The organism is Paenibacillus sp. PvR098, assembly GCF_017833255.1.
In the GTDB taxonomy this organism is placed as follows: domain Bacteria; phylum Bacillota; class Bacilli; order Paenibacillales; family NBRC-103111; genus Paenibacillus_G.
In genome coordinates this window covers 1562592-1588790 of record NZ_JAFIBU010000001.1, presented here as the reverse complement: position 1 = coordinate 1588790, position 26199 = coordinate 1562592, and the positions used below count along the sequence as shown (strand labels likewise).

Annotated in this window: 27 protein-coding genes; 25 read left to right on the top strand and 2 right to left on the bottom strand. The window is 43.8% G+C overall.

What is annotated here, in order from left to right; genetic code table 11:
• Nucleotides 1-7 precede the first annotated feature (7 nt).
• A complete protein-coding gene (gene egtD, locus JOE45_RS07915) occupies nucleotides 8-955 on the top strand; it encodes an L-histidine N(alpha)-methyltransferase (protein ID WP_348632504.1) in 948 nt (315 codons plus the stop codon).
• A 204-nt stretch (nucleotides 956-1159) separates the two neighbouring features.
• Here the strand turns inward: egtD and JOE45_RS07910 are convergent, their stop codons facing one another.
• Nucleotides 1160-2056 carry a LysR family transcriptional regulator gene (locus JOE45_RS07910; RefSeq protein WP_210020713.1) on the bottom strand — a complete coding sequence of 299 codons (897 nt, stop codon included), beginning with the start codon at nucleotides 2054-2056 and terminating at the stop codon, nucleotides 1160-1162.
• 125 nt (nucleotides 2057-2181) lie between these two features.
• Here JOE45_RS07910 and JOE45_RS07905 point away from each other — a divergent pair, with 125 nt between their 5' ends.
• The 17 genes from JOE45_RS07905 to JOE45_RS07825 all read left to right on the top strand — a co-directional run bounded on the left by JOE45_RS07905 (nucleotide 2182) and on the right by JOE45_RS07825 (nucleotide 18015).
• Entirely contained in the window at nucleotides 2182-2874 is a 693-nt protein-coding gene (locus tag JOE45_RS07905) for a class II aldolase/adducin family protein (protein WP_210020714.1), read from the top strand.
• Nucleotides 2875-3542: 668 nt separating this feature from the next.
• Nucleotides 3543-4106, top strand: a complete 564-nt coding sequence (locus JOE45_RS07900) for a TRAP transporter small permease (RefSeq protein ID WP_348632502.1) — start codon at nucleotides 3543-3545, stop codon at nucleotides 4104-4106.
• Nucleotides 4103-5386 (top strand): TRAP transporter large permease, encoded by a 1284-nt coding sequence (locus JOE45_RS07895; RefSeq protein WP_210020715.1) that lies wholly within the window; start codon nucleotides 4103-4105, stop codon nucleotides 5384-5386. Before JOE45_RS07900 ends, JOE45_RS07895 begins: the two co-directional genes overlap by 4 nt.
• A gap of 38 nt (nucleotides 5387-5424) precedes the next feature.
• A complete protein-coding gene (locus tag JOE45_RS07890) occupies nucleotides 5425-6531 on the top strand; it encodes an iron-containing alcohol dehydrogenase family protein (RefSeq protein ID WP_210020716.1) in 1107 nt (368 codons plus the stop codon).
• A 63-nt stretch (nucleotides 6532-6594) separates the two neighbouring features.
• The gene (locus tag JOE45_RS07885; protein ID WP_210020717.1) at nucleotides 6595-7659 is read left to right on the top strand and encodes a TRAP transporter substrate-binding protein; all 1065 of its coding nucleotides are present in this window, start codon (nucleotides 6595-6597) and stop codon (nucleotides 7657-7659) included.
• A 143-nt stretch (nucleotides 7660-7802) separates the two neighbouring features.
• Complete coding sequence (locus JOE45_RS07880; protein WP_210023372.1) at nucleotides 7803-9026, top strand: nickel pincer cofactor-dependent isomerase, group 22; 1224 nt, start codon at nucleotides 7803-7805, stop codon at nucleotides 9024-9026.
• A 47-nt stretch (nucleotides 9027-9073) separates the two neighbouring features.
• Nucleotides 9074-9430: a dihydrodipicolinate synthase family protein gene (locus JOE45_RS23825; RefSeq protein WP_210020718.1), complete on the top strand. Its 357-nt coding sequence runs from the start codon at nucleotides 9074-9076 to the stop codon at nucleotides 9428-9430.
• Nucleotides 9423-9644, top strand: a complete 222-nt coding sequence (locus tag JOE45_RS23820; RefSeq protein WP_210020719.1) for a dihydrodipicolinate synthase family protein — start codon at nucleotides 9423-9425, stop codon at nucleotides 9642-9644. The genes JOE45_RS23825 and JOE45_RS23820 overlap by 8 nt, the downstream gene beginning before the upstream one ends.
• Before the next feature lie 62 nt (nucleotides 9645-9706).
• Nucleotides 9707-10720, top strand: coding sequence for a dihydroxyacetone kinase subunit DhaK (locus tag JOE45_RS07865; protein WP_210020720.1), 1014 nt, complete (start codon nucleotides 9707-9709; stop codon nucleotides 10718-10720).
• Nucleotides 10721-10723: 3 nt separating this feature from the next.
• Nucleotides 10724-11362, top strand: coding sequence for a DAK2 domain-containing protein (locus JOE45_RS07860; protein WP_210020721.1), 639 nt, complete (start codon nucleotides 10724-10726; stop codon nucleotides 11360-11362).
• A gap of 20 nt (nucleotides 11363-11382) precedes the next feature.
• Nucleotides 11383-12111: a FadR/GntR family transcriptional regulator gene (locus JOE45_RS07855; RefSeq protein WP_210020722.1), complete on the top strand. Its 729-nt coding sequence runs from the start codon at nucleotides 11383-11385 to the stop codon at nucleotides 12109-12111.
• A 187-nt stretch (nucleotides 12112-12298) separates the two neighbouring features.
• Complete coding sequence (locus JOE45_RS07850) at nucleotides 12299-13192, top strand: dihydrodipicolinate synthase family protein (RefSeq protein WP_210020723.1); 894 nt, start codon at nucleotides 12299-12301, stop codon at nucleotides 13190-13192.
• A 292-nt stretch (nucleotides 13193-13484) separates the two neighbouring features.
• Entirely contained in the window at nucleotides 13485-14504 is a 1020-nt protein-coding gene (locus JOE45_RS07845; RefSeq protein ID WP_210020724.1) for a tripartite tricarboxylate transporter substrate binding protein, read from the top strand.
• A gap of 95 nt (nucleotides 14505-14599) precedes the next feature.
• Nucleotides 14600-15268, top strand: a complete 669-nt coding sequence (locus tag JOE45_RS07840; RefSeq protein ID WP_210020725.1) for an RraA family protein — start codon at nucleotides 14600-14602, stop codon at nucleotides 15266-15268.
• 25 nt (nucleotides 15269-15293) lie between these two features.
• On the top strand, nucleotides 15294-16028 hold the full coding sequence (locus tag JOE45_RS07835) for a FadR/GntR family transcriptional regulator (protein ID WP_210020726.1): 735 nt from the start codon (nucleotides 15294-15296) through the stop codon (nucleotides 16026-16028).
• A 15-nt stretch (nucleotides 16029-16043) separates the two neighbouring features.
• The gene (locus tag JOE45_RS07830) at nucleotides 16044-16493 is read left to right on the top strand and encodes a tripartite tricarboxylate transporter TctB family protein (RefSeq protein WP_210020727.1); all 450 of its coding nucleotides are present in this window, start codon (nucleotides 16044-16046) and stop codon (nucleotides 16491-16493) included.
• Between the two features lie 16 nt (nucleotides 16494-16509).
• Nucleotides 16510-18015, top strand: a complete 1506-nt coding sequence (locus tag JOE45_RS07825; protein WP_210020728.1) for a tripartite tricarboxylate transporter permease — start codon at nucleotides 16510-16512, stop codon at nucleotides 18013-18015.
• 123 nt (nucleotides 18016-18138) lie between these two features.
• Here the strand turns inward: JOE45_RS07825 and JOE45_RS07820 are convergent, their stop codons facing one another.
• On the bottom strand, nucleotides 18139-19041 hold the full coding sequence (locus tag JOE45_RS07820) for a LysR family transcriptional regulator (RefSeq protein ID WP_210020729.1): 903 nt from the start codon (nucleotides 19039-19041) through the stop codon (nucleotides 18139-18141).
• A gap of 393 nt (nucleotides 19042-19434) precedes the next feature.
• On the opposite strand from JOE45_RS07820, the gene JOE45_RS07815 reads away from it, so the two are divergent.
• Genes JOE45_RS07815 through JOE45_RS07785 form a run of 7 tightly spaced genes read left to right on the top strand, consistent with a single transcriptional unit; the run spans nucleotide 19435 to nucleotide 26189 of the window.
• Nucleotides 19435-20682, top strand: a complete 1248-nt coding sequence (locus tag JOE45_RS07815; RefSeq protein WP_210020730.1) for an aromatic ring-hydroxylating oxygenase subunit alpha — start codon at nucleotides 19435-19437, stop codon at nucleotides 20680-20682.
• On the top strand, nucleotides 20624-21184 hold the full coding sequence (locus tag JOE45_RS07810) for an aromatic-ring-hydroxylating dioxygenase subunit beta (protein WP_245246786.1): 561 nt from the start codon (nucleotides 20624-20626) through the stop codon (nucleotides 21182-21184). Before JOE45_RS07815 ends, JOE45_RS07810 begins: the two co-directional genes overlap by 59 nt.
• Nucleotides 21185-21206: 22 nt before the next feature.
• Entirely contained in the window at nucleotides 21207-21413 is a 207-nt protein-coding gene (locus tag JOE45_RS07805; protein WP_210020732.1) for a hypothetical protein, read from the top strand.
• Complete coding sequence (locus tag JOE45_RS07800) at nucleotides 21414-22661, top strand: ABC transporter substrate-binding protein (protein ID WP_210020733.1); 1248 nt, start codon at nucleotides 21414-21416, stop codon at nucleotides 22659-22661. It begins immediately after the preceding gene.
• A gap of 48 nt (nucleotides 22662-22709) precedes the next feature.
• A complete protein-coding gene (locus JOE45_RS07795) occupies nucleotides 22710-23867 on the top strand; it encodes an ABC transporter substrate-binding protein (RefSeq protein ID WP_210020734.1) in 1158 nt (385 codons plus the stop codon).
• A 55-nt stretch (nucleotides 23868-23922) separates the two neighbouring features.
• Nucleotides 23923-24981 carry a DODA-type extradiol aromatic ring-opening family dioxygenase gene (locus tag JOE45_RS07790; protein WP_210020735.1) on the top strand — a complete coding sequence of 353 codons (1059 nt, stop codon included), beginning with the start codon at nucleotides 23923-23925 and terminating at the stop codon, nucleotides 24979-24981.
• A gap of 44 nt (nucleotides 24982-25025) precedes the next feature.
• The gene (locus JOE45_RS07785) at nucleotides 25026-26189 is read left to right on the top strand and encodes a Rieske 2Fe-2S domain-containing protein (protein ID WP_210020736.1); all 1164 of its coding nucleotides are present in this window, start codon (nucleotides 25026-25028) and stop codon (nucleotides 26187-26189) included.
• Nucleotides 26190-26199: the final 10 nt, after the last annotated feature.

Sequence of the window (26199 nt, the reverse complement as noted above, 5' to 3'; positions counted from 1 at the left end):
AAGCAGAGTGGAAGTTATCGATTACGCTCCGACTGCCGATGATTTTTTATCAGAAGTGCTATTTGGATTTCAAAAGAAGCAGAAAGAATTAAAGCCAAAGTTTTTTTACGATGAAGCAGGTTCTCTTCTGTTTGAGCAAATAACAGGCTTGTCTGAGTATTATGTTACCCGAACGGAGCTGTCTATTTTAGAAAACTATGTTTTCGAAATGGCGAACATGATTGGAAGAGATGCTGCTCTAATTGAATTCGGAAGCGGGAGCAGTACAAAGATCAAGTGCCTCTTAAATCGCCTTGTGGATCTATCCTATTATATTCCCATTGACATTTCACATGAAATCTTAGTTCAATCCGCAGATGCATTATTGGACGATTACACCAGCTTAAATGTACTGCCGATATGCGCTGATTTTACAAAAACGATCGTTTTTCCGCCTTTATCAAATATGGGGAAGAAAGTTATCTTCTATCCAGGTTCTACGATCGGCAACTTTGAGCCTCACGAAGCTAAAGCATTTTTAAGCCAAGCCTGTTCTTTATTGAAGAAAGGGGACGGCCTGCTGATCGGTGTTGACCTGCAAAAAGACCCGCATATTCTACATCAAGCGTATAACGACAAGCAGGGAGTAACAGCGAAATTTAATTTGAATGTTTTGAATCGCATCAACCGTGAGCTGCGAGCTAATTTTCAATTGGATCAATTCGCACACCGCGCTTTTTATAATGACAAATTAGGCCGTATAGAGATGCATATTGAAAGCTTGGAACACCAAAAGGTGTCCATCTATGAATATGAGTTTCATTTTGCTGAAGGGGAAACAATCCACACGGAAAACTCTTATAAATATACCATTGAGGGCTTTCAGTCAATGGCTGAAGATTGTGGATTTACGCCGGAGAAGGTATGGACAGATCCGAACGAGTGGTTTAGTGTACATTTCCTGCAGATTCAATGAGCCATCATCACGCCCGGCAATTGGCTTTAAATGGCCATACAGCGAAGCGGTAAAAAATCTCCCCTGCAGAAACAGTTTGCAGGGGGATAGGTTTGAATATTTAATTTGAATCGGCAAGTAATTAGCTCTCATATATTCGTGCTGATCAATCCAGCCGTTTCAGCGCGATTTGCTAAACTTCAAATGATGCACCGTAATATTGGGCTATAAGAGTGAGTTTTTGGCTAATACCCGTTTTACCGTTGTTTTGAAGTGATGGATGGATTTCTCCATTTTACCATTCTTATAGGTGGCCATATATACTGGCCTGGACGGTAAATCTATCTCGGGTAAGAGCACTTTAACAAGCTCGCCTCTTTTTATTCCTTCATTTACATGTGAAATAGGTAATACGGCTAAGCCTACTCCAATGCGGGCCAAATTTTCCACAACTTGAAGAAAAAATGCATCAAGGACGATCTCAAATGAGGGATGATTTAAAAAGTACTGATTGATCGATTCCCATGGATCGATGTTAATATTATTTAAATTAGACAATATAATAGGTACAGGGTGTTTGATAATCTCGTGGTCAACGATATATTGCTTAACCACATCCGGGTGGCCCACACAAACGACCTCTTCCATGTAAATGAGCTCATAATCCAAATGGGAATTAGGGAAAGCGACCGTAGTAAAGCCCACGTCTATGGTTTTGTCTATCAACATGTCATAAACATGTTGTGAATGGGCGGTATATAGGGAAAGGCGTGTACTGTGATGTAAACAGAATTCTTTAATCACTTCCGGCAGCAGGTTAACACTTGTAGTCGGCGGAGAGGCTATCACCAATTTTTCTTCATGTACCTCGTCCGATATTTTGTTTTTTCCCTCTCTAAATATTTGAATCGTACGTTCTGCATAGGGTAAGAAGCTTTTCCCTGCTTTAGTTAGAGTAACGGATTGTGGCGTCCGCACAAACAAGGGAGTTCCCAGTTCAGTTTCAAGGCTTTGAATTCGTCTGCTTATCCCTGGCTGTGTAACCTGTAAAGTTTCTGCCGCCTTTTTGAAGCTTTTGTGATGGGCAACGGCACAAAACGTAACGAGATTTTCTAAATCCATTAGTGTAGAACCTCCATTTTAAGATGCGAAAACCGCATGATACTATGACTATTTTTCAATTGTATCATACTTCATTTGTATTTATAATCAATTTTGAAAGTGATTATAAATATGGAGGGATTCTTATGGTCGAAAACACAATCAAAAAATTGGTATTGGCGAACAAGATGTTAAGTAACGAAGGCATATTGGATGCTTTTGGACATGTAAGCGCAAGACACCCGGAAAACCCCGATCTCTATTTATTGTCCCGTTCTAAGTCTCCTTCCATAGTAACTGAAGATGACATAATGACTCACGATTTTGATGGGAATGTTTTGGATAAGGATTATAAACCCTATATGGAACGTGTGTTACATGCACAGATCTATAAAGCTCGACCGGATGTGAAGGCCATTTGCCATAATCACGCGACATCGCTTATTCCCTTTACTACAACAGGGGTGGAAGTTAAACCCATCATACATATAGGCGGTATGTTTTATGAGGGAGTTCCTGTATTTGATGATGGGGACGTATCAAGCGGCATGTTAATTATGAACCCAAAGGAAGCGGAACGGGTAGCTCGAACCTTGGGGAACAAACGGGCGTTATTGCTGCGAGGGCATGGAGTTATCGTAGTCGGCTCTTCTCTTGAAGAAGTAGTTATGAGCTCCATTTATCTTGCCACGAATGCAGAAATTCAATATCGTTCCATGATGCTTGGCTCACCCAAATATCTCTCCTACGAAGAAGGAAGAGCGGCTATGGAAGTGATGTTCAGTCCGGTACCTTTGGAGAGAGCATGGGGGTATTGGGCTGACCGGGCTGAGAAGTGACTTTGATAAATATGGGGGGGAACCATGCAAGAGCATCATTTAAAAACAGATGTGTAGTTTTAAGGAAAAGGGCTCTGGGATTAGGAAGATGGGTTTTCCGAAAAGAATATCGAGAGTCCGTGATATCAAATGTCACTTTACAACAATGCCTGTACCCTTCATGGTGCGGGTTTTTTTATTTTCAAGCAGATGAAGGTTATTGCTTGACAGAAGGAGTTTCGGACACTTTTTGCTTTATTTTATGACTGAATATTTATGTTGACAGTTTAAAATTTACCATCTAAAATGGGGAAATAGTCAGATGTCAGTTGTAAGACATCATTCAAAAAAAGACTGAAATGTAAAGGGGGTATGGATGTAAAGGAAAAAATAAAAGGTTTCATTTCGGTATTATTTCTTCGGAGACCATCCTATATAAAGAGCATCAACATCATAATGACTGACATCTTCGGTTTATGCCCTTCAGCAATAGTAAACTTCCCCGGAAGCGGAAAAGCATGTAAGTTATGATATACACGAAGCAAAGAATGATTGGTTCATTTTATGTAAGCGTTTGCAGCGATAACAAGAGGAGTCGTTTTTACATTACAATGATAGCCAAACAGATCATATGAACTCCAGGCATAGCCCGACCTTCAGACGTAAGGAGCTAATAGGAGGGGAATTAAGTGAAACAGCTTTCGACTTCTTTAACAAGCTTGCTGAATGGACTGATGATCATTACGTTGTCCTCTATGGCTATTCTTGTTTTCGGTAATGTCATCATGAGGTACGCGTTCAACTATGGTATTACATGGTCAGAAGAAATTTCCAGGTTTCTGTTTATCTGGTTGATCTTCATAGGATCGATCGGTGCCTTGAAAGATAATGAGCACTTGGGTGTAGATTCGCTTGTAAAAAAGTTACCGCCTATGGGGAAAAAGATGGTTTACGTTGCAAGTAATCTGCTCATGTTATGCGGACTTTATATTTTATTTGACGGAGCGTGGCGCATGACCCTTGTGAGCAAGGAAGTTTTGGCCCCTGCGACCGGTCTTCCCCTTTCCTACATTTACGGACTTGGCGTTGTGGTAAGTGTAGGCATGACTATTGTTCTGCTGATTAATTTGTACCGCGCCTTGTTTGTTCGTCATGCTATTGATGAACTTACGAAGAAACTTGAATCTGAGGAAGAAATACTATCGGCATCGGTGCCTCGGGATCCTCATGTACAAAGGAGCGAAAAGGCATGACAATGACTGTATTTGTCGGTACACTGCTCGGTACTATGGCCTTGGGTATGCCGATTGCATTTTCTCTAATGTTAACCGGTATCGCTTTAATGTTTTATCTTGATATTTTTGACACGCAAATTATTGCGCAAAATCTAATCGATGGTGCGGACAATTTCCCATTGATGGCTGTTCCGTTCTTTATTTTGGCAGGCGAGTTGATGAATGCCGGAGGAATTTCCAAGCGGATTATCACATTTGCGATGTCCCTCGTCGGACATATTCACGGTGGATTAGGATATGTAGTCATTATTGGAAGCGTGATCTTTGCGGGATTGTCCGGTTCGGCTGTAGCGGATACGGCAGCGTTGGGAGCTATTCTGATTCCCATGATGGTCAGAGCAGGATATGATCGCAGCAGGTCTACGGCACTGGTCGCTGCTGGAGGCATTATCGCCCCCATTATTCCTCCCAGCATTCCGATGATTTTATTTGGGGTATCTGCAGGGGTATCTATTACCAAGTTGTTTATGGCTGGAATCGTTCCCGGCCTTCTCATCGCACTCGGTCTAACCGTTACCTGGTGGATTGTTACTCGAAAAGAAAAAGTGAAAACCGAGAAGCGCCGATCGTTCAAAGAAGTCCTTGTGGCAACGAAAGAAGCGGTATGGGCGTTAATATTACCTGTGATTATCATAGTAGGCCTCCGGGGTGGTGTGTTCACTCCGACCGAATCGGCCGCCATTGCAGCTTTTTATGCATTGTTCATTGGCCTTTTTGTTTACCGAGAATTGAAAATAAGCGATTTAAGTCGAGTGCTCCTCTCTGCAGCCAAAACAACAAGCGTAGTGATGTTTCTTGCAGCTGCTGCGATGATATCCGCCTGGTTAATTGCCGTTGCCAATATTCCCATTGAAGTGGCAAGCATGCTTGAACCATTTATGGAAAATCAATTTATGCTTCTCATTATGATCAATATCTTGATTTTGATTGTCGGTACGGCACTGGATTTGACGCCTACCATTCTCATTTTAACACCGGTGCTAATGCCGATCGTTACTCAGGCGGGCATCGATCCGGTATACTTTGGCTTGCTTTTCGTACTTAACAACGTCATCGGCTTACTTACTCCGCCTGTCGGTTCCGTGCTTAATGTCGCATGCGGGGTTGGGAAGATCGGAATGGACGATATTATGAAGAATATTTGGCCGTTTTTATTGGTTGAAATTCTCATCTTGCTGTTGCTCATTCTGTTTCCTCCGCTTGTCACCGTTCCGGTGGAGTGGTTGACAAAGCGTTAAGGTTAAAAAAGATGATTTAAAATCAGGAGGTACACGACATGTTTAGAGTGAAGGCGTATCCGACCAATTATATTCAGGAACCGGGTATTCTAAGGGAGACGGGAGAATGGGTCAAAAAGTTTGGTAACCATCCGTTGATTATCGCAGGACCCACTGCCTGGTCCAAAGCAGGGCCGCAAATCGAACAAAGCATGAATGAAGCGGGGCTCAATTACCAGTTGGAAATGTTTAAAGGTCATTGTTCGGATGAGGAACTCAACCGCTTGTTCTCCAAAGCAAATGCTTCCATTGATATCGTGGTTGGTGTGGGTGGGGGACAGTGCTTGGATACGGCCAAAGCAATTGCGCAGCGTTTGAGCGTGTCCGTTGTTACTGTATCCACACTGGCATCCACTTGTGCCGCCTCAAGTCCTTTGTCCATTATTTATACTCCTGAGCATGTATTTGTGCGAGTGGAGGATTTCAACCGCTGCCCGGTTCTGGCTTTGGTAGATCCGGATATTATTCGGGATGCTCCTGTACGGTATTTGACTGCCGGCATCGGTGACACCATCGTGAAGTGGTATGAAGCCATTCCATTAAATACCGGCAAGTTTCAGAATGCCAAGACTAGAGCAGGACTCAAAATGGCGGAATTAGCAAGAGACATATTGATTGAAAACAGCGAACAAGCGATACAAGAATGTGAAAAAGGGGAAACCGGCGAATCACTCCGTCTAGTCATCGATGCGGTTATTCTTATAGCCGGATTTGTAGCAGGGGTTGGAAGGCACACCTGCGCATCGTCTGGCGCACATTCGATTCACTATGGGATGACGATCATCCCGGACATGAAAAAAGCTTATCATGGGGAACTGGTGGCATTCGGTCTCTTAGGCCAATTCAAGCTGGAAGGGAAACCGGATGAGGAAATAATCGAAATGATGAAGTTTTACCAAAGGATACATCTGCCGATTAGTTTATTTGATCTTGGTATGGCGGAGCTTCGTGAGGATGATTTGCGTAAAGGTGCCACGAAAGCTTGCGCTCCGGAGGAGCTGATTCATCGGCTGCCTTTCCCTATTCTGGAAGAAAACGTGTATGAATCCATTCTTGATGCCCATCATTTAGGTGAAAGCGTAAAGAAAGGCAGCATGGTTATTTAATCGGCTGTCCGAGTTTATTTCTCATGCGGCTTCATAAATTTTAAATAAAGGGAGAGGTTCAAAATGAGAAAAGTCGTTAGTTTTTTACTTCTGGCCAGCTTGGTTACAATGGTTGGATGTGGTTCCAAAACGACCCCTGCAGAGACTGGGGCTCAGCCGCCAGCCGAAAGTCCGAAGACAACAGGTACCGCACCGGCAGGAAATAAGCTGCCTAAGACGATGAAGTTTGGCACGGCATCGCCTAAGGATCATCCGATGTCCAAAGGGGCTTTTAAATTTGCTGAGCTTGCGGAAAAGGAAACCAAGGGAGCCATTAAAGTCGAAGTATTCACCGACGGCACTCTCGGTGGAGACGTCCAAATGATCAATTCCCTGAAAGCGGGTACTCTGCAGGCGGCAAGCATAGCCTCCGCACCATTAGCATCGAGCTCCAAATCCATGAATTTATTCGAGCTTCCCTTCTTGTTTAAAGATGAAGCCAGTGCTTATAAAGTACTTGACGGTGAGATCGGGAAACAGGTTCTGGCTGATTTGAAGAATCTGAATCTAATCGGGTTAAGTTATATGGAGAACGGCTTTCGGCATTTAACAACAGCTTCCAAGGATATCAAAACGGTAGCTGATTTGAAGGGGTTGAAGATTCGTACCCAGGAAAGTCCGATTCACTTGGACACATGGAAAGCTCTTGGAACGACTCCGACAGCAATAGCCTTTACGGAATTATTCACAGCCCTGGAGCAAAAGGTTGTTGACGGGCAGGAAAATCCATATACGAACATCAAGTTTAAAAATATGTACGAAGTACAAAAATACTTAATCAACACGGGACATGTCTATAATGTTAACCCGCTAATCATCGGTCAAAAATTCTGGGACACCTTGACGAAAGAAGAACAGCAGGCGCTGCAAAAGGCGGCGGATGAAGCAACCAAATATCAAAGAGAGCTAAGTCAGCAGGAAAATAAGGCTGCGGTTCAATTCCTTAAGGATAAAGGAATGATTGTTCATGACATGACTCCGGAAGCCCATAAGGAATTCGTTGATAAGCTTAAACCGGTTTATGATAAATACAGAGCGGAGCTTGGAGCGGACTTAGTCGATAATCTGCTTAATGCTGCAAAAAATTAATATAACTAGGTTGATTGCTCCAATGCAAAGGAGGACTAGGAAAATTGAATGGTTCTGAGCATGGTCGAGCGAATCGCAGCACCAAAATAGCCAAAGCCGATGGCGTGGTCGCCCAAATTTTGGGCGGCACGCGATTGCCGAGAATGTGCAGGGTTAGGCAAACGTTCGGTGACTTCCAAATTCATGACATTGAAAGGGCAGTAAACAAGCAGTTGGAACGGCCTGGAACCTTGGATAAAATCCGGTACGGGCAAACCGTCGCAATTACTGCTGGCAGCAGGGGTATTCCCCATATCGATAAGATCACCAAAGCGATTGTGGATGAAGTCAAGCGTGTCGGCGGAAAGCCTTTTATCATTCCGGCCATGGGAAGTCACGGAGGAGCGACGGTAAAGGGGCAGTTGGAAATTCTTGAGAGCTATGGTATCAACGAGGTATTCTTGGGTTGCCCGGTGCTAGCGACTACTGAGACGATTAAAGTAGGGGAAACAGAATACGGATTGCCCGTTTACCTGGATAAATATGCCTATGAGGCAGATGGCATTGTGGTGGTCAATCGTGTGAAGCCTCATACTGCTTTCAGAGGTCTTTATGAGAGCGGCCTTGTAAAAATGCTTACCATTGGTCTTGGTAAACAGAAAGGCGCACAAATATGCCATTCCCACGGCTTTGAAAACATGGCACTCAACATCGTTGCAGGAGCTAAGATCATACTGGAATCGTGCAATATTCTGTTTGGCGTGGCTGTCATGGAGAATGCCTATGATCAGACCAGAAAAATCCATGCCGTTCCTGCAGAGGACATTTTGGATGAAGAGCCTGTTCTGCTTGAGGAAGCTAAACAGCACATGCCGTCACTTTTGCTCAATGAATTTGATGTACTGATCATCGACGAGATTGGCAAAAACATCAGCGGGGACGGTGCGGACCCCAACATTACAGGTAATTTCTCCACACCCTATGCAACAGGCGGAGCCGTGAAGCAAAGAACGATTGTTTTGGATTTAACCGAGGAGACGCATGGTAATGCTTGCGGGCTAGGGATGGCTGATTTCACAGTGCAGAGAGCATTCGATAAGATGGATTTTGAAAAAACGTATCCAAACAATATTACTCCTGCTGTTTCGGGACCGGGCAAAATTCCTATTATCTTAGCCAATGACCGGCTTGCTATTCAAGCCGGTATCCAGACCTGCGTCGGTATAAACCATGAAAATGTCAGAGTAGTCAGGATCAAGAATACGTTAAAAGTGGAGGAGATCCTCATTTCCGAAAGTCTTTTGGACGAAGCAAGGAAGCATTCGAGTATAGAAATTTTAGAGGAACCCAAGGATATGGCCTTTAATGAAAGTGGAAATTTATTTTAAGTAGATGGGCTGAGAGGTCAAACAATATGTATTGACACTGTCGTAACTTGCTTTCGGTTAACATCGGCGGAATCAGCATCGGGGGAAGCACTGGGGAAGGGCACGCGGTGTCTGCAGATGAACTGCACCGGCTGCTGATGATTACGGGCGACGAGGTAAAGGGACGTGTTCCGATCATCGCCGGTATCATCCGTGATTGCACCAGAGATGTAATCGCTTACGCGATGGCGGCCCAGGATGCGGGAGCTGACTACCTGATGATTACCCCGGTTCGCTATTTCAAACCGGACGCTGAGGCGCACTTTGCGTTCTTCAGTGAAATCAGCAATACGATAGACATGCCGATTATCATCTACAATGTGGTAGGTAGCGACGGCGGCCATCACGCCGGAATGCATGGCTAGGCTTGCAACAATCAAGAATGTCGTAGGGATTAAGCAGAGCGGCGGGGACATCCATGTATTGAACAAAATGGTGTTAACGCTTCCGAAAGATCAGCACGTCTGGAGCGCAGTGGATGCGCTGTTGTATCCGACCTATGTGCTCGGAGCCGAGGGCTGCATCGCAGCACTGCCGACAGTACTGCCGGAGTTATGTGTAGAGCAATGGGAAGCTTAAGTGTTCATGGAAAAGGACCATCGGGTCCTTTTCCCATTTCAAATTAGTTGAGGTGAGCCTGGATGAAAAAGATAATTAATGACCCTATGGCGTTTGTTGACGAGACATTGGAAGGTATCGTTTATGCCTATCCCAAGCAACTGCGTTTCCCAAGTGATGAGAAGAAGGGGATCGTTCGGGCGGATGCGCCGGTCAAAGGGAAAGTGGCCATCGCAACGGGCGGAGGATCCGGTCATCTTCCGGTGTTTCTTGGCTATGTAGGTAAAGGTCTTGCAGACGGATCGTCTGTCGGCAATGTGTTTACTTCACCCAGTGCGGATGCCATGGTGAACGTAGCCAAGGAGATCCATGGTGGAGAGGGAGTTCTATTCCTGTATGGGCACTACTTCGGGGACAAAATGAATTTTGATTTGGCTGCGGAAATGCTGGAAGAGGAAGACGGCATTAGCGTGAAAACCGTTCGTGTCTCCGATGATGCAGCGTCTGCACCACGGGATAGTTGGCAAAACCGAAGAGGTGTGGCCGGCATTTTTTTTGCTTACAAGATAGCGGGAGCATGCGCAGAAACGATGGTGCCTTTGGAAAAGGTGAAAGAAGTTACTGAAAGAGCGGTCTCGAAAATGGCGACCATGGGCGTGGCTCTTTCCTCGTGTATCATTCCTGCTTCTGGAAATCCTACTTTTGACATTGAAGAGGATGAGATGGAAATCGGAATGGGGATTCACGGGGAGCCGGGTATAAGACGAAGTAAGCTTAAACCGGCTGCAGAAATTGTACAAGAGATTGTACAATATTTGTCGGAAGATTTAACGTTATCATCGGGCGATGAGGTTGCGATGCTTGTGAACGGTTCCGGCTCTACGCCTTTGGAAGAATTATATATTGTGAATCGTGAGGTCCACATCTTGTTGTCCAAGCAAAATATCAAAATTTACAGGACGTATGTCGGCGAATATGCGACATCACTAGATATGGCGGGTTGTTCGATCACTCTCCTTAAGCTGGATAGTGAATTGAAAGGGTACCTCGATGCGCCTGCGGATTCTCCTTTCTTTAAGCAATTCGAGGGGGTGTAATTGATGGATTTCAAAAAAATGAGCCCACTGCTGGTTGAATTTGCGGAACGTAACAAGGAAGCGTGGAATAAACTTGACGGGGCTCAAGGTGATGGAGATTTAGGTGTTACGATTATTTTGGGGGCCGAAGCTTTAGCGGAAAGTGCAACGTCTTGTCATACTGTGAAGGAATGGTTTGAAATTGGAGGGAAAGCTTTGCGCAAAGCAGCTCCTTCTACGATGGGCATCTTGATTGCTTCCGCATTAATATCTGCTGGCAAATCGTTAGATTCTGAGAAAATGGTCCTTACTTTGGGAGATTGGGTCGGAATCCAAAGCTGTATGGTGGAAGAAATTCAAAAGCGGGGAGGAGCAAAGCTGGGGGATAAAACGGTATTGGATGCCCTGATTCCGGCTGTGCAAGTCTTCAGCAGCGGCGTGGATGATGGGAAAAGCGTACAGCAGATTTTGACTGAGACAACTGATATAGCAAAGCAGTCAGCCGAAAGTACGGCGTCCTTGGTTTCCAAAATCGGCCGTTCCAGCTGGCTAGGCGAGCGAGCTTTGGGCAATGTCGATGGGGGCGCGTGGGTATGCTATCAATTGTATGAGTTTATATTAGATTTAACGAAAAATGCTGAGCACAAAAACATAAAAACATGAGGAAGGAGGCACGCTTGCCCATGATTAATCCGTTAATAAGAACACCTGTTACAGAAGAAGCATTGGAACAAGTCATGGAATTGATCCATTCTGGGAAGGTCAAAGTGGGTGAGCGGCTGCCAACTGAAACTCAACTTAGTTCCATGTTAGGCATTAGCCGCAGTACGGCTAGAGAGGTTTTTATTACTTTACAAGCCCAGGGCTTTATTGAAATTAAAAGGGGTAAAGGCGCATTTGTTATCGACAGCTCCGATTTTTATGAACGGAAATTTATCGAGTGGTTTCAAAAAAATGAAATTAAAATACATCAGCTATTGGAAGTCCGAATGACGATTGAGCCATATTCCGCTCTTATAGCCTCTCAAAAAATAACAGATGATGATATCATAGAGCTGGAGAAAATCCAGGAAAATTTCATTCAGGCCATCCAAGCTAAAAAGGTAGAGGATATGATTGCTTTAGATGAAGGCTTTCATCTCAAAATCATTAAAGTATGCCAAAATGAGCTGTTAGAATTCTTTTATTCCAATGTAATACCTGTCCTTCAGGAGTATCGGAGAAACGTATTTTCACCGCCGGCAGATCCTACGCTTGCTATAAAACCGCATTATAAGATCATTCAAGCATTAAAAGAACGTGATGCTCAAAAAACGTACGACGCGATGATAGATCATATTAAAGCGTCGAAGACCGATGTGACAGGTAAAATACGAAAAATCGTATCGTCAACCAAGCACAATCCTAATTAATTCAAGTGGGAAAGAGGTGCGGAAACATGGAGCAGTTGGGTATCCGCAACTGCTTTTTTTATGGCATTACGATTCATGAGAAAGTAATAAAATTTTCCAAATGATATTGACTACTCCAAGGTTTGATTCTATAATAAAAGTAAGATGTCAGACAATAGACATCTATCAAAAATAGGAAGGTGACTTTGTGAAAAAATTAAGAGGCATCATCCCACCGGCCGTTACTACGTTTAATGAGGACGAAACGATTAATGAAGAGTTGTTCCGCGAGCATCTTCGCTTCTTGTTGTCCAGTAACGTCGGCGGAATCAGCATCGGGGGAAGCACAGGGGAAGGTCACGCTTTATCCCCAGATGAACTGCACCGCTTGCTTACCATTGGACGGGAAGTTATTCAGGACCGGGTTCCTCTTATTGCCGGGATTATCCGTGACTGCACCAAAGATGCCATCGTTTTCGCAGAAGCCGCCCGTGATGCAGGCGCGGATTACCTGATGATTACACCGGTTCACTATTTCAAGCCGGACGACGAAGCGCATTATGCCTTCTTCAAGGAAATCAGCGATGCGGTCGACCTTCCAATTATCATTTACAACGTAGTGGCGACAGCGGTAATTACGCCGGAATGCATGAAACGTCTGGCCGCCATTAAAAATGTAACCGGTATCAAACAGAGCGGTGGCGATATCCATGCACTGAACAAGATGGTGCTGACCCTGCCAAAAGACCAGATCATTTACAGTGCGGTAGATGCTTTATTGTATCCTACCTACGTGCTTGGCGCAGAAGGTGCCATTGCGGCCATTCTGACCGTACTGCCGGAGCTGTGTGTGGAACAATGGGAAGCGTTTGAGCGCGGAGATTTCGAGCGTGCCAAGGAAATCCACTACATGATGCTGCCGACCTGGCTCTCGATGGATAAAACGAATATGCCGGCTCGCACGAAAGAAGTGCTCAGACAGCGCGGATTTAATGTTGGGGTGCCGCGCAGCCCTTTCCATCCGATCGACGAGGCCGGTAAAGAGGAAATCCGCAAAGGGTTGATTCACGCTCAAGTGCTTCAAGAAGAAGCATTACGATAACTTTCTTGTAACGGTTTACTTTTCATAGATTAGCAAGTAAGTCCTCATCGGTTGTTCATTTTATTTCCTAAGAAAGGCAAAGGACCTTGATCGGTCCTTTGCCAATCTACCAAATGCAGCAGAAACCGCAGCTTCCACTATGGTCTTTCGTCTCTGATTGAAAACGGAAGTGGTTCTCTTAAATAATAAATGAAAGCGCTTACTGCATTCATTCAGTAAATATGCTGGAAATCGAAGGTTTTATGTAATATGAATAAAACTCTGAGTACAAATTTAGTTGGGGGGCTTGACCATGAAGAAGCCGTTATCCATTGTATTGGCCAGTATGATGACATTAGCCGTAATGATCGCCGGAGGTTGCGCGAATGGAGGAGCAGCAACTCAAACGGCCGCTCCCGAAAAGACTGCTGCACCGAAAGAGACTCCGCCTCCGGTCAGCTATCCGACGAAAACGATTGAACTCATTGTTCCTTTTGCCGCAGGAGGGGGAACCGATGCTGTTGGGAGGGTCTTGGCAGAATCGCTTAAAAGTATTCTAAAACAAGACGTTGTCGTCGTTAATAAGACAGGAGGCTCAGGTGCCGTCGGTATGCAGGAAGGGTTAAATTCCAAACCGGATGGATATACCCTTACTATGGTGACGCGTGAAGTCACATCCCTTCCTTTACTAGGGCTAGCGCCATTCAAAACTTTGGATTTTAAATACGTTGGAAATATTAATAAAGATCCTGCTGTACTTGTCGTCTCTAGTGATTCCAAATATAAGACGTATGATGATCTGGTAACCGCTCTAAAAGCAACTCCCGGTAAGCTCAAGTTTGCGGCTTCGGCTGTTCCTAACTATTATGCGATCCAGTTTGGTCAAGCTGCAAAAGTGAATTTCATCACCATTCCTTTCCAAGGCGCCGCCCCGGCCATCATTGAAATCTTGGGTGGACGCGCTGATTTCGGTTTATACAATCCCGGCGAAGTGAAGGCTCAAGTTGAAGCAGGGAAATTGATTCCCTTAGCGGTTATGGATGACAAACAATTCCCTGGATTTACAAATGTTCCTACGATGAAGGAAAAAGGGGCTGACGCGGTTTCTGGAACTTACCGCGGAATCGCAGTTCCTAAAGAAACCCCGGATCAAATCGTTAAAGTACTGGAAGACGCGATGGCAAAAGCAGCGCAGGATCCGAAACTTATGGATTTTATGAATAAGCAATTTTTGGGGATCGGATACATGAATGCCGTGGATTTCAAAAAATTTATTGAAGAAGACATGAAAATACTGCAGCCTATTGTGGAGATCTCCAAAACGCAAAAATAACAGGTTGGTAGGTTCAGGGACGATGACAATGGGTCTTCGTCCAATATACTTATCATGGTGCAGCAAATACTGCGACCAGCAAAGGGGGATTACTCATGGTAGAAAATAAATACACGCACGAGTACTATAATGAGTTACAAACCAAATTGTATTCCGCAGTGATTTCGGATATTCTTGATGAACTTGGTTATCGCAACCAGACGATGGACCCCGAGATTCGTCCTTTGACCGGCGATACGGTCTTGGTGGGCAGGGCGAAAACTGTATTAGCAGCCGATGTATATCGGATACCTCAAGAGGCCTATCTTAAGCAGATGGAAGCTCTGGATTCAATTAAGGAGGGCGAGATATTTGTTGCTACGGTAAGCGGTTCTCGACGGTCCGCTTTTTTCGGAGAATTGATGGCTACGGCAACGATGCAAAATGGAGGACGCGGCGCGATTATCTTCGGACTCACTCGTGATACGAGCAAGATCAAACAGTTAAATTTCCCGCTTTTTACATGCGGATTCCGGCCAACCGATTCCTTGGGACGAAACGAGGTTATCGATTATGATATACCCGTTGGGTGCGGGAGTGTGACCGTTAATCCGAATGATCTTATATTTGCGGATATTGATGGGATCGTTGTTATTCCTTCGGCAGTTGAAGAAGAGGTCATTTCAAAAGCAATGGTGAAAGTAAGTAAGGAAAATGTAGTGCGTGATGGTATAATGAAGGGAATGAGTGTCAAAGAAGCTTATTCAAAATACGGAGTGTTGTAATTTATTATGAACGGGAGTGGAATTCATGCTGAACCCATTAGAGAGGACACCGGTCACGGAAGAAGCGCTAGAACGTATAAAAGAGTTAATTACATCGGGAACAATACCCGTGGGAGAGAAACTTCCTCCCGAATACCAATTGGTTGCCCAATTAGGGATTAGCCGTCCTTCGGTAAGGGAGGTACTCATCACCCTTCAGGCGGAAGGCTACATTGAAATCAGACGGGGCATAGGCGCCTTTGTCATCGATAAGGTGGATTTTGACAAAAAAAAGTTTGTGGAATGGTTTCAAACCAATGAGTTTAAGATCCAGGAGCTTTTGGAAGCGAGAATGGCGATTGAACCGATGGCCGCCTCTTTGGCTGCGCAAAGAATAACCGATGAAGAGTTGGAACAATTGGGAGCTCTCTATGAGGAGTTTGTAAAATCGATTGAGGATCACAAGCTGGAGGAAATTGTTAAGGGGGATGAGCTTTTTCACGAAATGATTTTAAAAGCAAGCCGCAATGAATTGCTGTATTTTATGTACTCCAATTTTATCCCTGCCATGCACGATTACCGCAGCCGCGCGTTCTCGCCTCCCGCTAATCCGTATAAGGCAACGGAGGCACATATCAAAATATACAATGCTTTGAAAAGCCGAAATGCGAACGAGGCCTTTCAGGCGATGCTCTTTCATATCAGGGAATCCCAGAGCGATATTATAGAAACTGCACAAACGATTTTTTATTCCAAAAAAGAACAAATTGAAAAATCTTAGCAAAGGGGAACCGCGATGAAAATTGCCGGATTGTGGGTAGGGCTATTTTTTTTCATCTTTTCATTGGTTATGTTATGGCAGTCCCTTACGCTTGATTATACCATGCCTTTCGGACCTGGACCCGGATTTATGCCGTTTTGGGTAAACATCATTTTCCTGGTCCTTTCTTTACTTTTTATATGGGAGTCCGTTCAGAAAAACCCCATTGTTCTCTCTCAAATTATACCCAAAGGACGAGGATTAACGAATAATATCGCTATATTGTTATCGATTATCGTTTTTATGATCATAGTTAACTATACCGGATTTATTGTCGCAGGTAGCATCATGTTATTCATTTTGTTTTCACGTAATTATAAATGGTACCTAGGCTTAGGTTTATCTGTAATGATATCAGGATTGGTGTTTATTGTTTTTAAGACCCTATTGGATGTTCCGCTTCCAGTAAATACATTCGGGTGGTAAAAGGGGAAGACTAGGGATGGAGTCTTTGGGACAGTTGTTGCTCGGGTTTGAAACCGCTATCACTTGGTGGAATTTACTGTATTGCCTGATTGGCGTGACGGTCGGGATGCTGGTGGGAGTCCTGCCCGGATTAGGCCCAACCACAGGAACGGCTTTATTGCTGCCGATCACGTTTGGATTGGAGCCAGTTTCCGCCATTATCATGCTGGCTGGGATATACTACGGGTCCATGTATGGTGGAACCATTACTTCTGTTCTGATTAATACCCCGGGGGAAGCTGCTTCCGTTATCACTTGTCTTGATGGTCACCCTTTAGCCAAACAGGGAAGAGCTGGAGCGGCTCTTGGAGTAGCCGGATTGGGATCCTTTATAGGGGGGACATTCTCGGTGATCGGACTCGCTTTTCTCGGTCCGCCGCTTGCTGAATTGGCTTTACAGTTTGGACCGGCCGAATTTTTTGCCCTTATGATTCTGGGATTAACCATGGTGATTGGCTTGATGGGTAAGTCGTTCATCAGAGGTATGATTTCCGCAGTGTTCGGCTTAAGCTTAGCACTTATCGGGCAGGATCCGATTTCGGGAGCAGTGCGGTTTACTTTCGGTGAACCCCGGTTGATGAACGGATTGGATTTTGTCACTATTGCCATGGGGTTGTTCGGGCTTTCTGAAATTATGCTAGCCATGGAAGACAACACAAAAATGAAGATTCAAACCAAGGTTAGCGGATTGCTGCCTAAACGTGAGGAGTGGCGCCCTACCTTAATGGCAATTAGCAGAGGGACGGGCATCGGATTTCTCATCGGCTTAATACCAGGCTCCAACTCGGTTATTCCGGCAATTCTATCGTATACGGTAGAGAAGAAGGTGGCCAAGGATCCTTCCCGATTCGGAAAAGGTGCCATAGAAGGTGTGGCCGGTCCTGAAACCGCCAACAATTCATATTGCGGCGCGGCGCTCATTCCGTTGTTCACTTTAGGAATCCCCAGCTCGCCTACGATTGCTATCCTCTTTGGAGCGTTTATCATGCATGGTTTAACGCCAGGTCCTACCTTGTTTCAAACCAATGCCAATCTTGTATGGGCGATTATTGCCAGCATGTTTATAGGAAACTTGATTCTGCTCATTATGAATCTTCCGATGGCCGGGGTGTGGGCAAGGATTGCTACGGTCCCTCCCAGATTACTTTATCCTATCATTCTTATTATTACTGTCTTGGGAGCCTATACCGTTAGTAACAGTCTGTGGGACGTGGGAATCATGCTGATTTTCGGAATTATCGGTTACTTTATGAAAAAAGTGGATATACCTATGGCCCCAATCGTCCTTACCTTTATTCTCGGCAAGCTGATGGAAAACTCCCTTCTGCAATCCTTAATCGGTTTTGAAGGCAGTTTTTTGGGTTTTTTCGAACGCCCGATCGCTGCGACCTTGTTGTTTATAGCTTTTGCTATTCTCGGATTTAGTATCTACTCGGGAATCACGAACAAGAGAACAATCCTTGCAGATGACGTTGAGATGTAAAAGATATAGAGTCCGTCTAATTGAATGGTTAATTAACAATGAAAATGACGTGCAAACTGACCGCAGTTTGACACGTCATTTTTGATTATTATGAGGTACTTTATAATTGTGCATTTTAGCGGTTTAAAGAGCTAGGTTCTTTGAATTGCTGCGTTCCATGATAAAATTCGTAAATCGAAGGATCGATTCGGGAAGAAAACGATCTTTCTTATAAAATAGAATGTGTTGACAACTCATCTTTAATTCCGTAGATAGTGCTTTTAACATGTTCAGTTGAAGCTCGTTCTGAATGGCGCTGGTCAGGATAATTCCCGGTTTGTTTATGGATACGACGCTTTTTTTGAGTGCTTCCTGATTGCCGACCTCCATCAAGCTGTTTGCCGGTTTGCCAAAATGCTTCATGAATATCTCATCGATGAAGGATCGTGAGGGTACTCCTTTGGGAGGTAATATAAAGGGTTGATTTTCCAAATCTTTTAGCGTTAAATACGTTTGTGTCAAGGGATTATCCGGCGGGACGATAATTTTCATTTCATCTTCCCATAATGCAACGGATTGCAGCTGCGAATGGTGTTTCGGTGACAACAACATGATAAGGTCGCTTCTGCCATCCAGCAGGTTTTGGACGGCTTGTTGGCCTTTCGTATGATTGATCGAAATATGTAAGCCGGGGTTTTCTGTCTGAAATTTGGCACTGAATGGAGTCAACAAGTTAATACTGGCCGGGATGTTGCAGTCAACGATGATTTCATATCTATTCTGCCTTAACGTTTCTTGTTTAAGCATTTCCAATTGTTCAATCTGCTCACGCAATCCTTGCGAAAGTACGTACAGCTTCTCTCCAAACGGAGTTAATACGGTTTTTCCTCTTCCTTCGCGGGTAAATAAAGACTGCCCAAATTCTTTTTCCAATTGTTTGATGTTCATGCTTACTGCCGGCTGTGTTAAATAAAGTGCTGCAGCTGCTTTATGAAATGTTCCTTGTTCGACCACTGCGCAAAAGGACAATAATGGTTCGATTCTCATTAGCCCTCCGATAAGTGTGACTTATTAATGAAGACCATTTCGTTATTGGACGGTTTCTTTATCTGAGAATATACTATATTTAACGAAGATCTTTTGCAGGAATAATCATTGGCCACTCTTGGAAGACAATAGGTTTTCAAGTATTAGCAGATCAACGAGACATGATTTGGTATTTTGCTCCCAGAATGTTTATTTACATATGTCGGATATGTAGTTTCGTATTGCGATAATAACCCCTTTTCCTTATCTCTGATAATCACCCACATTCATTTTCCATGTATACAAAGCTCCTCCTTAAAACAGTCATTCATTATTGATTATACTAAATCGGAAGTCATTATGAAAGCGCTTTTAAAGTAAAAAAAACTTATTTTTGTAAGGAGAGACTAAAGTATGGTCGATGTGGATTATGAGGCATTAGTTCAAAAAGATCGGGTTCATCGTTTAGTTTACATGGATCAAACGATATTTGACGAAGAAATGAAAAAGATTTTTGAAAAGGTATGGGTGTTTGTTGGACACGAGAGTGAAGTAGCCTCTCCAGGTGATTATAAAACGACTACCATTGGAAACCAACCTATTATTATGGCAAGGGATCAGCGTGGCAGCGTTCAATTACTTTTTAATCGGTGTACTCATCGAGGGGCTGTGGTATGTCGTGAAGAAAAAGGGAATTCAAAACGTTTTCGTTGTCTGTATCATGGCTGGACCTTCACGAATAGCGGGGAATTGTTAGGAGTTCCCTATGTGGACGGTTATGGAGAAGGGTTTGATCCCTCTTGCCTGAGTTTAGTCCAAGTGCCTAGGGTAGAAAGCTATCGAGGATTTGTTTTTGGGTCGCTCAATCATCAGATTGAAAGCTTAGACCAATATTTAGGATTGGCTAAATATTATATTGATTTAATAACGGATCGCTCGCCGACGGGTGAAATAGAAGTGACACAAGGAGTTCAAAAGTATGCATTTAAAGCCAATTGGAAGCTGCAGTTAGAAAATTTTGTAGATAGTTATCACCCTTCTTTTACGCATGAAGCCACCTTTGAAAGAAGAAGTTATCGTCTGGGCAAACCGATCGAAGGCCGTGGGGATAAGGGAGGGGAGAATGTATATCTGGGCAATGGGCATTCCATGATCGATTATTCTGCGGCAGAGGGGGGCCCCCGACCTATTGATGCAAGGCTAGAAGAAGAATACGTCGATGCTTTAAGAAACAAATATGATCCGGCATACTTCGATAAGGTTCTGAACAAAAGTAATATGAATTTAGCCATTTTCCCGAACTTGTTATTTCAGTCCAGCCGTCAGCACTTCCGCGTTATACGACCTGTTCGTGCTGATTACACGGAGATCTATGCCTATCCTTACAGGCTGAAAGGCGCACCGGATGAACAAAATAACCGCGAAGTGAGATTAGTGGCAACATGGGCCGGTCCGGCCGGATTGGGGCAGCCTGATGATATAGAGGCATTTGAAAGAGTGCATGAAGGATTGAAAGCCTCACAAGTGGAATGGGTGTTATTTCATCGCGGTTCGCACCGTGAGCGTATTGGTGAGAATGGCGAGATCAGAGGACTCGGTGCGGATGAAGTTAGTCAAAGAGGGCAGCATCAAGAATATAAGCGGCTTATGCTTGAACCGTAAACTAGAGGGGTGGATGATCTTGACAGCGAATGCCAAGTTGAGAGAAGAAGTTGAGGATTTTTTGATCTATGAAGCTCATCTTTTGGATGAAGGAAGGATGAATGAGTGGCTGGACTTATTTACAGAGGACTGTATGTATTGGCTGCCTTGTAATACCGAGAGTCATGATCCAATGGTAGAGACTTCATTAATCTTTGATGATCGTAAGGCTTTAGAAGATCGAGTATGGAGATTATCCAGCCCCGTCGCATACTCGCAAGTACCAAGATCCCGCACGATTCATGTCATTGGAAATATTCGAATCGTATCAGCGGATACCAGCACTCTTGTCGTGCAGTCCAATGTAGTGATATCCGAGGTAAGACTAAATGAACAGCATATCTTTTCGGGAAAAGGCGAGCATCAATTGAAGCGAAATGATAACGGGTGGAAAATCCATACAAAAAAAGTTGCTTTGTTGAATAACAATCTTCCATTACGTAATCTGACCTTCCTTATTTAAGTTCTGTTTTGGGGGGAATGGCATGAAAAGCAGTAAGTTAACCGAATATCTCACTTTAAGAAATGAATTCGCTGCCGTGAGATTGGAAATGTGTACAGATGCAAACGGGTTGAGGTTAAAAATTATCGATCTGGATTCCAATCATATGATTATCTTAGACCCATTTGAGGTTGCTTCATTGGTTTGGGCAACTTCTGAAGAGTTCGACAGGCTGGCCAAACCCCTTTAGATGATAAAGCCTAAAAAATTCAACCATGTTGTAATCGATTTTTTTGGACATGAACAAAAAGGGGGCATTGGTATGAATTTTAGACGGACGCAGCATAAATTAGTCGTTTCTCTATTCATTTCAGCTCTATTCATTACAGCATGCAGTGGCGGTTCAACGGTTAAAGATGAAACAAGGAGCTCATCAACCGGTCAAGATCCTCCCCATTCTTCCTCATCTAACACTAGTGGTACGCAGGGTGATTGGGATGCTGTTTTGGCGGCCGCCAAAAAAGAGAAAACCGTGAACTGTGCTTGTCCTCCACGGCCGGATTTTTCTAAAGTGCTGAAGGAAGGATTTGAAGCAGCATACCCTGGAATCACTCTCGAAACAACGTCTGCTCCGTTACCCGAGTTTCCTGTCAGGGTTGGTAACGAACAAAAAGCGGGGAAATATTTATGGGATGTCTATATGTTCGGTCCTGGACCTGAGGTCTATGATTTGAAAAACCAAGGTGGGTTTGAACCCTTCAAGGACTATATTGTATTGCCGGAAATTCTAAATGGTTCTGTTTATGAGGGGGGATTGGAAGCGGCATTTCTTGACAAAGAGAAAAAGTTTATTTTCTCTATGTGGTACCAAACCAATGATGTTGGCATTAACCGTAATTTATTGCCGGATGCCAAAATAACAAAAGTAGAAGACCTCTTGGATCCGAAGTACAAAAATCAGATCGTATGGGTGGACCCGAGAGGCGGAGGAGCCGGATCCAATTGGTTAGCGTATATTTATTCAAAACTGGGCAAAGACGGCATTAAAAGATTATTAATAGACCAAAAGCCTCTTTTTGTAAAAGGTAATCAAGAGCTTGCAGAACACTTGGTACGGAATTCAAAGGCTATAGGATTACCCCATACAACCCGGGATACACTGATCCCGTATGAAAAGGCCGGCGTTAAATTTAATTTGGAATCCGCCGGGAATGAACCTGAAATTTCGATGGCAAGTGTCGGCGGATCCAGTCCTGCCGTATTTAAGAACCCGCCTCATCCTAATGCAACGAAGGTGTTCATCAATTGGCTTTTATCAAAGGAAGCCCAAGAGCTTATTTCCCAGAAATTAAATCAAAACAGTCGACGTATCGATGTCACTGTCGCCGATCCCGGGTCTGTACCTAAAAAAGGAACGCACTATTTTTATTCACAAACAGAAGATGGGTTAGCCATCAGGGTAGAAGCTCAAAAAATAGCAAACGAATTGGTTCCTTAATAATAACTTACCAATTGGGAGGTGTTATAAACCATGCACCGTCTTCGAATGATGAAGCTCATCACTTCCATTTGTGCAGCCATGCTTATCATCGTATCGTGTTCCGGGCAACCGCAATCCAATCCACCGGAAGCAGCGGTTACAAGCGAAAATAATTCAAACGCAAACGTGCCGGCAAAAGACACGAAATGGGAGGCCATTCTTGAGGCTGCTAAGAAGGAAGGGGTCGTTTACTGCGCTTGTCCTCCAAGACCAGATTATGCCAATGCTTTTAAAGATGGATTCGAGAAGGCATACCCCGGAATCAAGCTTGAGGTGACCGCAGCACCCGTTCCGGAATTTCCGGTAAGAGTGTCGAATGAACAAAAAACCGGAAAATATTTATGGGATGTTTGGATGTTCGGAACCAATTTGAAAATTTTTGATTTGAAAAATGAAGGCGGATTTGAACCTTTCCTGGATTATGTAGTGCATCCTGAAGTATTGGATGGATCCGTCTATGATGGAGGGTTAAAGGCAGCATTTCTTGATCAAGAGAAAAAATATATTTTTTCAATATGGAATTCTGTAAATACCGTTGCAATCAATAGGAATATGTTTCCGGATGTGAAAATCAATGATATTGGAGACATTCTTACCAATCCCATGTTTAAAGGGAAAATTGTGATGGGGGGAGATCCGCGAAGCGGTGGTTCAGCAGCTGTTTTTTCAACTTTCATTTATCATAAATACGGTGAAGAAGGAATTAAAAAATTAATTGTTGATCAAGAAGCCATGATTACAAGGGGAAATGAAGAGGCAACGGAACAATTCATTCGTGGCGGAAAAGGAATAGCCATTCCTGAAATACTGGAAGATACGCTTATTAAATATAAGGAGGCGGGACTCAACTTAGGCTTCATTGATAATGCTGGAAATTCTCCGGACGTGGGGCACGCCACAGTGGGGGGGACAGCTCCCGCTGTCTTTAAAAATCCTCCTCATCCCAATGCCACAAAGGTGTTTATTCATTGGGTCCTATCCAAAGAAGGACAATCGTATATTTCTAAGACGCTAAATAATAATAGCAGGCGATTGGATGTTCCTCCAGTTAAACCATCTTCGGTTCCACAGAAAGGGAAGGAGTACTTTATTCCACAACTCGAGGAACATGTAAGAGAATCCACGAATGAAGTCCATAAAATATCAAGAGAACTAATCAAATAAAAGCATGTATGCATCGAATCTGATGCATCAAAAATTTCGAATGGTGGTGTAAACATTGGGGCAAATATTAGGTATTGGTGTAACTCATTCTCCCAATCTTATGTATCCGGATGAACATATGGCGGATATTTTGAAAGGAATCCTAAGCAGCGGGAAAGTTCCTGTTGAGAAAAAGGATCCCTCCAATTGGCCTATTTCGATGAAGAACGAATGGGGGGAAGATGAAGGTCTTCTAGCAGCCAAAGCTCATCGAGAAGCGTTAGTTCATGAATTCAGAAGGATACGGCAAGAGATCGACCTGTTTAATCCCGACTTTGTTGTCATCTTTGGAGACGATCAATATGAGAATTTTCGGGAGGATTTGGTACCGCAGTTTTGTGTATTAAATTATGGTGATATTAGTGCTCAACCATTTTTACATGATCCTCCATTTCTTCGCGCGTCAAAGGGGAAAGATGTGAATAACTTCTGGGATGAACCTAAAGATCAAAAGTTCAGCTACAAAGGGCATGTTGAAGGAGGGGGGTATATCATCGACAAATTAAACCATCATGGATTTGATGTGGCGTTCTCGTTTAAACCGCATCACTATAATGGTATCGCTCATGCCTTTGCGAACACGCTAAATTACTTGGATTATGACAGGAAAGGGTTTACATATCCGGTTATACCCTTCCATGTTAATTGCTATGGGAAAAGTTTATTACGCGGTGGGTTTCAAAAATTCGTCTCTGATAACGGTTTGGAAACGCCAAATGGGCCTACGCCTGCCAGATGTTTTGAAATTGGCATGGCACTAGGAGCTATTTTGGAGGACAGTCCTTGGAAGGTAGCCGTCATAGGCTCGTCAAGCTGGTCTCATGCGTCATTAACGTCAAAAACAGGATGGCTGCATCCGGATTTTGAATTTGATAAAGAGCGATATAATGAATTGATTGAAGGCAGGCATAGTGAATGGAGGAATTTATCCATTGATGAGATAGAAAACTCCGGTCAGATGGAATTAAGAAATTGGATTTGTCTAGCTGGAGCCATGGCGAATAGAAAGCCTAAGCATACGAAATTGATCGAGACTCATTTGTTTAATTCCAATAAATGCTTTGCTATTTTTTAAGTCTGAATCACTTAACTCATGGTACTTAGGAGGGAAAAGAGATCATGTTAAGTAAAGCAAAGAATGAATTGCTTACCAGGGTTGGTTCCGGCACGCAGGGCGGGGAGCTTCTGCGACGTTATTGGCATCCCGTATGTCCAGCTAGCGAGTTGAATAAGAAGCCAACCAAAAGGGTGCGTATTTTAGGAGAAGACCTGGTGATTTTTCAAGATGAAAACGGAGACTATGGTTGTATTACGGAACGTTGTGCTCATAGGGGCTGTTCGCTTTATTACGGTTTTGTAGAGGATGGGAAAATTCGGTGTCCGTATCATGGCTGGCAGTATGATAAAGAAGGGGTCGTCACTGAGATTCCATTTGATAACAGCTCGTTTCAAAATAAAAAACTGACGAACGCATACCCTGTACAAAAACTGAGCGGTTTATTGTTTATCTATATGGGGCCTGGTGAACCGCCGCTGCTTCCCAATTGGGGGGCTTTGGTAAGGCAGGATGGAAGCCGGAAAATTGAAGTACAACCCATTTTAAATTGCAATTGGCTGCAGGTACAGGAGAATACCGCGGATTCCACCCATACCTTTTATCTTCATGGCTATATGGCTAGCAAAGCTCAAGCCATGGGAGAGAGCCACAGCAAAAAGGAAAGGGAATTTTTTCTCAGGCCCATTACCGGATACGATTGGAAATACTGTGATTGGGGAATTGAGAAAAAAATTATTTATGGAGGAGACAATCCCGGAGAGGAGACTAGGCCTCCGCTTATTTTTCCAAATATTTTGTTGATCAAGACTCCTGACCATCTGGTTCAATGGAGAGTACCCGTCGATGACACGCACACACTGCTGATTTCGGTTTATTTCAGACCATCCAAAGACGGAAGCATTCCTGAGCAGCCGGAAGAACCTTCTGTAGATTACATTACTTTGGATATGACCTTTGACTCTGAAGGGGATTATAAACTCGCATTGGACGATCATCATTATGCCTTCGCGAACCAAGACCGAATGGCTCAAGAAACCCAAGGAGATATTTACGATCGTTCAACAGAGCATTTAGGCGCAACGGACAGAGGAATCATTATGTTTAGGAAATTATTAGATGAGCAAATCGCAGTTGTAAGGGATGGAGGCGAACCTATGGGTATTCTTAGGGATCCCTCGAAAAATGTGTGCATCGAATTTGATAGTACAATTCATGCTTTAAAATAACATGGTGATG